Origin of the sequence: Thiohalocapsa sp. (assembly GCF_019695415.1) — a bacterium.
Classification (GTDB): domain Bacteria; phylum Pseudomonadota; class Gammaproteobacteria; order Chromatiales; family Chromatiaceae; genus Thiohalocapsa.
In genome coordinates this window covers 23287-30523 of sequence record NZ_JAIFKJ010000083.1, presented here as the reverse complement: position 1 = coordinate 30523, position 7237 = coordinate 23287, and the positions used below count along the sequence as shown (strand labels likewise).

Below are 7237 nucleotides of genomic sequence, written 5' to 3'. Positions count from 1 at the left end.
CTTCAGCGGCGCTGACCCGCACCTACCTCGCGCGCATCCAAGCGTTGGATCGGGACGGTCCGCGGCTGAACAGCTTCATCGCTGTCAATGAGCACGCTGCCGAGGACGCCGCCGCGCTCGACGCCGAGCGGGCCGCGTCCGGGCCGCGAGGGCCCTTGCACGGCATCCCCGTCGTGGTGCGCGACAACCTGGATACCCTGGAGCTGCCCACTACGGCCGGCTCGGCGAGCCTGCGCGGCCACGAGCCGCTGCGCGATGCCTTCGTCGTGGCCCAGCTGCGAGAAGCCGGGGCCGTTATCCTGGGCAAAGCGAATCTGAGCGAGCTCGGGCTTGCTGCTGGCCGCCCCGGGTACAGCTCCGCGGGCGGTCAGTCCCGCAATCCGTACAACTTGCGGCGGGCACCCTCCAGCGCTGGCGATGGTGCCGCCGTTGCCGCCAACCTGGCCATGCTGGCCGTCGGCACCGACACGCTGGGCGAGCTGCGCGGACCTGCCGCCGTCTCAGCGCTGGTGGGCCTCAGGCCGAGCCTCGGTATCACCAGCCGGGCCGGCGTGGTGCCGACGGCGCTGAGCCTTGAGGTCACCGGACCCCGGGCGCGCAGCGGGGCGGATCTGGCATGGGTGTCGGGGGTTATTGCGGGGACGGACCCGGCGGACCCCCGCCCGGCCGATCCGCCCAAGCGGCCGGACGGCTACAGCGCGGACCTTGCGGATGCGAGCCTGGAAGGGGCTCGGCTGGGCGTCGCTGTGGATTATCGCGGCGGCAACCGCGAGGTGGACAAAGCCTTTGCGGAAGCCCAGGAGCGGCTGCGTGCCGAGGGTGCGCAGCTGGTGGAGGTGTCCCTGCCGGCGGCCCTACTCGACGCCGGCAGCATGCTCGAGCGTGTCGTCGAGACGGAGCTCCGAGACCAACTGAACGCCTACCTGCTGCACACGGAGCAGGGCATGCCCCACAGCCTTGCGGAGCTGGTGCGCATGAGCGAGTCTCCGCTCATCGCCGGCTCGCCCAGCCCCGTTCACCCGGGCCGGCTGGGCGCGTACCAACGGGCGCTCCGCAGCCCTGGGCTCGCGGATCTTGCCTATCTGCATATCCTCTCGCGCCGGCTGCCGGCTGTCCGTGATGCGGTGGTGGCACTGTTCGGCGATCATGAGGTCGAAGCCCTGATCCTGCCGACGATGCTGTGCCCTGCGTCATCACTGCTGCACGACTATGACACGAGCTACGACTGCAATGCCGATGAGCCTCTGCAGCCGGCGTACCTCGCTTCCATCGCTGGCCTGCCGGAGCTGACTCTGCCCATGGGGTTTACCGAGCAGGGACTGCCGCTCGGCCTCTCCTTTGTCGGACCGGCATTCGCCGAGGGGCGGCTGCTTGTCCTCGGTAGGGCCTTCGAGCAGGCTGCCGACGTCCGCAGGCCGCCGCAGTTACCCGTCTCAAAGCAGCCGGCCGAGGAAAGCCAATAATCGGTGTCTCCCAGACGCGCTCGGGCTCCCAGCTGCACGGCCGGCCTCAGGTGGCTCGGCCAGCCTGCGAGCGCTGAGCCCCCGTATCCACTACCGCGGCGACTACCAAGTCTCCCCACACATTGAGCGCCGTGATCGGGTAGTCGAAAAAGCGGTCCACCACCAGGTAAAGCGCCAGGTAGGTTTGGGGTAGACCGAGTAGGTCCAGCATGAAGGCCATCATCGCGATGCCGCCGCCGGGTATGCCGGCCGTGCCGGCGCTGGAGGCCATGGTCAGCAGTACGATGAGCACCGCCTGCGCCAGGGTCACTTCGGCGCCGGCAAGCTGGGCGATGAAGATGAGCAGGACGGACTGGTACAGCGCCGATCCGTCCATGTTGAGCGTGGCGCCTAGCGGCAGCGTGAAGCTCGTGGTGCCCGGGCTGACGCCGGCGTTGTCTTCCAACACGCGCTTGGACACCGGGTAGGTGGCGGAGCTGGATGCGGTGGCCAGGGCGGTGACCGGGGCTGCGCGCACCTGCGCCAGAAAGGCCAGCGGTGCCCGCCGGCTGCCGAGCCACAACAGCGCCGGTAAAAAGAGCCCGGCATGGACCGCTGCGGCCAGGGCGACGGCCCAGACGAAGGGCCGAAGCTCGAGCGCTGCCCCCCAGTCCATGTCCGCGAGGCTCGCGTATACCAGCGCTGCGATGCCCACGGGCGCCGCGAGCAGCAGCAGCGAGAGCATCCGCATCAGGAGCGCGTTGACGGCCTCGGCGCCGTTTCTCAGAAGCCCACTTTGCGCCGCCGGCAGTCCGCGGGAGGCGAGCGCCGCAAAGATGGCGATGACCACGACGTGCAGGATATTGCCCGCCGCCAAGGACGCGAACAGGTTCTCCGGCACGAAGTTGGTCACCAGCGCAGCCATGCTGAAATCCGCGCCCTCTGTGTTCACCTGCGGCAGTTCCAGGAGGCCGGGCGCCACGCCGCGGGAGAAGGTCCAGCCGAGCAGCGTGCCGACGGTAGCTGCGGCGGCGGAGGTCGCCAGGTAGAAGCCGAGCGTCCGGGCACCGAGCCGCTTCAGATCCGCGCCGCCGGCCAGCGCCGCGAAGATCGAGAACAGAATCAGCGGCAGGATCAGGACCTTGAGCAGGGACAGGAAGATCTCGCCGAGCCAAGCCACATAGGGCGCCCCTGCCGGCAGCAGCAGCGCTGCGAGCACGCCCAGCACCAGTGCCGCCGGGGTGGAGTAGAGTGCTTTAGCGATCATGTCCCCCCGCAATACTATCCGGCTGCATGCATCCATTGCCTGCCCCGGCAATCCTCAGTTGAGGAAGGGGTTGCCGCGGCTGCGACTGTCCAGCGGCCGGATACCGAGCACCGCCATGAGCCTGTCGACCATCTCCACCTGCGTGGTGCGGGCGCCGTGCTCGGCCTCCAGGTTGAAGTATTCGCCAAGGCCGTGGAGGGCGACATAGTCCGATAGGGAGCAGTCGAAGGTGCGGCTCGTCACCTGTTTGTGGATCACGTTGAGCCCCGCGGCGTTGAGCGACGCGATGCGCCGGCGCATGCCCGTATCGGCATAGGCCGAGCGGCGCCCGGCGACGAAGATCAGGTTGTCTTCGTCGCGCAGCGCCCGACTGCCCATCCCCGCGGCACCCGGCCAATGGCTCAGCATGGGGCCGGTGCGATGCATGGAGATGCTGCCGTAGCCGCCGTTTCCCGCATGGCCATCCCCATTGTTATGCAACGCGAGAATGGGCCCGCGACGGCCCCGATAATGCTCCAGGATCGCACGTGTGTAGCGCGGTGCCGGCCGCCGCTGGCCGCTGCATAGGCGGGATTCGCCGCGAGTTGCGGAGAAGTTGCGGTTCGGGTCCTGGCCCCGGTAGGTGCGGTTGCCACCGGCGTCCACCGCCAGCAGGCCGCCGCCATAGGTGAGCAGCGCATGCACGGCGGCATCGAAGGCAGCGTTCTCATTATCATGGGGCAGCACCCAAAAGGGGCCGTCCGGATCGCGGGTGTGCTCCAGGATATGGAAGGTCCAGTGGAAGCCGCCCTCGCGCACCTGCTGGCGGCGATAGCACACGGGCGCTCCGCGCAGCGCCGGGAGGCTGCGCCGGATGTCCGGCGAGCGCGCCTCGGCTGGGTCCATGCAGGCGCTGATGCTGGTGCTGCCGGCGAATTTGTCGCCGCCGCCGCAGCCCGCGATCAGCAGCGCGCAGGCCAGGGCGACGGCCGCCGTGCTGCGCGTCCGCAAGACCCCGATCGGGCCGCGCATCCGCGTCCCTTCCCTGGCGGCTAGCCGCGCGTCCATCCCAGCCGCGCGAAGTTCTGCGCCACCTCATCCTGGTCACTGAAATAGGACTTGGTGCCGTTGCGGTCGATGTAGCGCTCGTGCCCCTTACCGGCGATGAGGGCCACCTGCGGTATGTCCGCCGATGCCGAGTCCAGTCGATCGAACAGGCGCCGGATGGCCCCGGCCCGGTCGACGATAGGCTCGGGTGCGCGCGGGCAGGCGGACATGCCGGCCAGGGTTTCCGCGATGATGACCTGCGGGTCCTCGAAGCGCGGGTTGTCGGAGGTGACAATGACGTGGTCGGAGTGCCGGCAGACCACCGCACCCATCATGGGCCGCTTGCTGCGATCGCGATCGCCGCCGCAGCCGAAGAGCGTGGTCACCTGTGCATTGGGGAAGGCGGCGCGGATGGCCTTGAGCACGTTCTCCAGCGCATCCGGCGTGTGGGCGAAGTCTACCACCACGGTCCGGTTGCCGTTAACGAAGGTCTCGAAGCGCCCGTCTACCGCCTGCAGGGCCCGCCAGGGCGCAGCCGGCAGCTTTTTGGTGCTGCGCGCCAGGATGCGCTCGGCAAGCGCCAGCGCCAGCGCGTAATTGGCCCGGTTGTAGCCGAGCGCGAGGAAGGGCCGGGCCCGAAGCATCACCGGCTCCGCCGCCGGCGGTGTGATGAGCTCCGCCGGGGCGCCCGGGTGCTCGCGGCCCAGGCGCGCGGCCACGTCGGCACTGGTGGTGACCAGCGGCACTCCCGCGGGCAGGTGGTCCAGGATGGCCGCCTTGGCGGCGAAATAGGCGGCCTCGGTGCCGTGGTAGTCGAGGTGGTCCAGGCTGAAATTGGTCCAGCCGGCGGCGTCGAATGTGAGGCCGCCCAGCCGCCCCTGGTGCAGGGCATGGCTGGATGCCTCGGTGATCAGCACATCGGCTCGGTCCTGGTAGTCCGCCAGCAGTCGGCGCAGCTCCACCAGCGGCGGGGACGTGAAGCCGGTGATGCCCTGATCCACACCGTCCAGCGCGAGACCGAGCGTGCCCACCGTACGTCGGGGGTGACCGGCGGGGGGGGGCGGCGCTTCACGGTAGTTCACCGGCGTGGTCTTCCCGTTGGGGCCGGTCGCGGCGGGGATGGGCCAGGGGGCCGCGGGCAGCGGGTAGGAGGCAGCGCAATGGCGCGTGATCAGGCGGCCGGAGGCGCCCGGCGGCGTGACGAATAAGCCTTTGTGCTGCAAGGCATCGAAGCAGTCCATGCGCCGGTTGGTGACCAGCACCGCGAAGGGGCAGTCGGCCAAATAGCGCTGGTATAGCTCGCTGTCGGACGGACCGCCGTCGTGGCACTGAAAGCACAGCACCGAGCCCGGCGTGCAGGCATCCGAGCGCCACTGGATATCCGTCAGTGCATCGAGCTCCAGGTCCGGCGGGCGACGCTGCCAGGCGAACTCGATGCTGGCAAAGGCCTCGGAGGGTGACGACAGCGGATGCAGCTCTGGCGAGGACGGCGGCAAGCGGGCGATCTCGTGTTGATTTCGGTGCAAAACCGCACGCCCGCGATGCCGGGCGCCGGAGGCGCGATTCTAGCGCGGCTTGCCGCCGGTCGAGCCGCTCCAGCAGGGGCTCGCTGCTTGCGGTGAGCACATGCTCACACCGAATTCGATGCGACGGTGACCTCCGGCTCCTGGCGCTGGATTGGTAGCTCTAGCCGCTACCCGGTGCCCGGGCGGCCAGCAGCAGGAGCAGCAGGAGGGCGCTGATGCCCACCCAGAGGGCGCCGGCTACAGGCCATTGCCGCAGGTCCCGCTCCACGTCGCCGGCGGGGGTGCCGAACACCCGCTCGAAGGCATTGAGGGCGGCGCCCTTGAGCCGGCCCCAGGTGCGGCCGAGGTCCTCCAGGAAGACCTCGCCCGTTTGTTTGGTCGCCCGCAGCAACGGCGTGAGCAGAGTCAGCAGGTCGCCCGCGGGCACCAGGCCGACGAAGGGCGCGAAGAGTCTCGGCTGCAGCGCAGCCATGAGTGCAACAGCAGCAGCGATCCCCGCGCCGATGCCCACCGGTAGGGCGTTGCTGAGCCAGGCGGCGGGCTTGCCGAAAGCGAACGGAAACAGCACCACAAGCGCCGCAAGCAGGCCCCAGGCCGCGAGCGGCCAGGCCCAGCGCGGCTCGGCGTGGCCCTTGATGTTCGCGGCGACCCAGACGAAGCGCGCCATGAGCAGGGCGGTGCCTACGGTGGTCACGGCCACCACGGCGCCGATCCAGGACCAGGCGGCGCCCTCCAGCACGGGCTTCAGGTCGTACTTGGCTACGGCACCGCTGGTGAAGGGTGCCCCTGCCAGCGCCAGCGCCAGCAGCACCACCACGCCCAGGATCATCGCCTGGGCTGTGGTGCCCGGTGCGCCGGCGTGCTTGCGCAGTCCGACACCTAGGAAGAGCGCGCCTTTGGCGAGGCCGTGCTGGGCGGCGTAGAAGGCGATGGCGGCCACGCCCACCGGAGCCAGTGCCGGCTCCACCAGCACAAGCCCCAGCGCGGTCATCAGGAAGCCCATCTTGGCGATGCTGGAGTAGGCGAGGATAACTTTGGCATCGCGCTGCACCAGCCCCACCGGCAGCGCCAGGGTCATTGTGGCGAGGCCAGCCAGCGCCAGCCAGTGCCCCCAGCCCGGCAGCGCCAGCTCTCCCACCGGCAGGAACCGAAGCCAGCCGAGCAGCGCGACCTTGATCATGGTGCCACTGAGCACTGCGCTCGCCGGCACCGGAGCCGCCGGATGCGCCAGCGGCAGCCACAGGTGCAGCGGCACCAGGCCGGCCTTGACGCCGAGCCCGAGCAGCAGCAGCGCGATGGTCGCGTTGCCGAGGGCGCTTACGTCATCCAGCGCCGGCCGAGTGGTGCCGGTCTCGCTTGCAAGCATCACCAGCCCCGCGAACAGTGCCACCTCCCCCAGCAGTGCCATCACCAGGTAGACCTTGCCGGCCCGCAGCGCAGAGGGGCTCCCGTCGTGCACGACGAGCCCGTAGGAGGCGATGCCCATCATCGCGAAGCCGACGTAGAAGCTGAACAGATCCGCGCCGACGATGAGCCAGAAGTTACCAGCCATGGCCAAGAGGAACAGGGCATCGAAGCGCCCGCTACGCGCGGCAGGTTTCCCCACCGGGGCACCGCGCTCACCGAAGGCGGCATAGACGCCCGCCGCGAGCCACACCAGCGCCGTGAAGCCGAGGTAAATCTGCCCCGTCGCATCCAGCACCAAATAGGTGCCCAAGAAAAGCCAGGGTAGGGGCAGCTCTGTGCCCAATGGCGCCAACAGCGCCGCCGCGAGTGCCGGCACGGGACCGAGCGCGACCCAAGGAAGGGTCGAGCTGCGAGCTTCGAGTTGCGAGTGCCGAGGAGGCGAGGGGTCCGGCACCGCGTTCCAGTCCTGCCGGAACCTTATCCCGGATGCCGGCCACACCAGCAACAGCGGCCAAACCCAAGCGGCCAGCAGCAGCCAAGCGCTCATGCGGTGTCCCCCTCGATACTCG

5 protein-coding genes are annotated in these 7237 nt (G+C 69.5%); 1 reads left to right on the top strand and 4 read right to left on the bottom strand.

Going from position 1 to position 7237, the window contains the following annotated elements:
* On the top strand, positions 1-1463 hold a 1463-nt coding region (locus I6U14_RS01465), incomplete at its 5' end, for an amidase family protein (RefSeq protein ID WP_296896285.1).
* A 46-nt stretch (positions 1464-1509) separates the two neighbouring features.
* Here I6U14_RS01465 and I6U14_RS01460 read toward each other — a convergent pair.
* The 4 genes from I6U14_RS01460 to I6U14_RS01445 form a co-directional block, all read right to left on the bottom strand.
* On the bottom strand, positions 1510-2709 hold the full coding sequence (locus tag I6U14_RS01460; RefSeq protein WP_296896283.1) for a dicarboxylate/amino acid:cation symporter: 1200 nt from the start codon (positions 2707-2709) through the stop codon (positions 1510-1512).
* A 54-nt stretch (positions 2710-2763) separates the two neighbouring features.
* Entirely contained in the window at positions 2764-3699 is a 936-nt protein-coding gene (locus I6U14_RS01455) for a hypothetical protein (protein WP_296896281.1), read from the bottom strand.
* 41 nt (positions 3700-3740) lie between these two features.
* Positions 3741-5231, bottom strand: coding sequence for a cyanophycin synthetase (locus I6U14_RS01450; RefSeq protein ID WP_296896279.1), 1491 nt, complete (start codon positions 5229-5231; stop codon positions 3741-3743).
* Positions 5232-5421: 190 nt separating this feature from the next.
* On the bottom strand, positions 5422-7215 hold the full coding sequence (locus I6U14_RS01445) for a complex I subunit 5 family protein (RefSeq protein ID WP_296896277.1): 1794 nt from the start codon (positions 7213-7215) through the stop codon (positions 5422-5424).
* Between the last annotated feature and the right edge of the window lie 22 nt (positions 7216-7237).